The organism is Mesorhizobium sp. M7A.F.Ca.CA.002.04.1.1 (genome assembly GCF_004022805.1).
Classification (GTDB): Bacteria; Pseudomonadota; Alphaproteobacteria; order Rhizobiales; family Rhizobiaceae; genus Mesorhizobium; species Mesorhizobium ciceri.
Genome location: NZ_RZPL01000986.1, coordinates 1 through 1,604, shown reverse-complemented (window position 1 = coordinate 1,604; position 1,604 = coordinate 1). Strand labels below are relative to the sequence as shown.

Annotated in this window: 1 pseudogene; it reads left to right on the top strand. The window is 66.1% G+C overall.

The window, feature by feature from the left end:
• Nucleotides 1–1,604: pseudogene (locus ENZ75_RS31285) on the top strand (protein ndvB); the annotation flags it as partial.

Sequence of the window (1,604 nt, the reverse complement as noted above, 5' to 3'; positions counted from 1 at the left end):
GCTCAATCCGCTGCAGTCGCTGCGGTCGACCAACGTCATGTCGAACGGCCGCTATTCGGTGATGGTCAGCGCGACCGGCTCGGGCTACAGCCGCTGGGGCGATCTCTCCGTCACCCGCTGGCAGCCGGATCCGACCGAGGACCGGCTCGGCTCCTACATCTTCCTGCGTGACGCCGGCACCGGCGACTGGTGGTCGGCTACAGCCGAACCGAAGCGAGCCGCCGAGGAAAAGGCGCAGACCTTGTTCTCCGACGACAAGGCGAGCTTCGTCAAATCGGTGGGCACCTTGCGCTCCGAGGTCGAATGCATCGTCATCTCGGAAGGCAATGGCGAGGGCCGTCGGGTCACGCTCTACAATGACGGTCCGTCCGACCGTCACATCGAAGTGACCTCCTTTGCCGAGCTGGTGCTCGGCCTGGAGGCGTCCGACAACGCGCATCCGGCCTTCTCGAAGATGTTCGTGGAAACCGAAATCTCTGCGAACAACGCGGCGATCTTCGCCACGCGGCGCAAGCGCGAGACCAGCGAGCCCGATATCGCCATGGTGCATTTCGTCACCGATCCGTCCGGATCGGCGCGCGACGCCGAGGCCGAGACCGACAGGCGCGCCTTCATCGGCCGTGGCCGCACCATCGTCGACGCAGCCGCTTTCGACCCGGGCGCCAGGCTGGGCGGCCACTCAGGCTTTACGCTCGATCCCGTCGCCTCGCTGCGCCGCCAGGTGCGCGTGCCGGCCAACAAGAAGATATCGCTGACCTTCTGGACGGTTGTCGGCGCCGGCCGTGCCGAACTGGACGAAGCCATCGCCCGCCTCGACCATCCGGAGAGCTTTGCCCGCCAGGCCATGCTTGCCTGGACCCGCAGCCAGGTGCAGACCCGCCATATGGGCCTCAGCCTGACCGATGCCGCCAATGTGCAGAAGCTGGCGCGCTATCTGATCTATCCGGATCCGTTCCTGCGTCTTCCCGCCGAATCCATCGCCTCGGGGCTGGGCAAGCAGTCGAGCCTGTGGCCGACAAGCATTTCCGGCGATTTCCCGATCTTCCTGGTCAGGATCGGCGATGTCGCCGATCTCGAAATCGTCGCCCAGGCGCTGCGGTTCCAGGAATATATGCGCACCCGCGGCATGATGATCGACTTCGTCGTCGTCAACGAGCAGGCGTCCTCCTATGTCCAGGACCTGCAGCGGGCGGTCGAGACGCTGTGCGAAAACAGCCGTCTGCGCGGCAAGGAGCTCGGGCCGCGCCAGCACATTTTCGCGGTGCGCCGCGATCTTATGGACGAGACCACCTACAAGACGCTGCTCGCCGTCGCCCGCGTCGTCCTGCACACGCGCAACGGCACCATCTTCGACCAGATCGAGCGCGCCGAGGCGGCGGCCCTGCAGGCGCGGGATGCTCTGGCAACGTTGCCGATTCCGCGTGAATTGCCGTCGCCGACACCCACGACGCATACTCCTGCCTCGCAGGCGGTGGCCAATGTCAGCGCCGATGGCAGCGGACTCAGCCAATGGAACGGCTTTGGCGGTTTCGACGGCGACGGACGGCACTATGTCGTGCGCCTGGCCGGGCGGCGCACGACGCCGCAGCCGTGGATCAACGTCG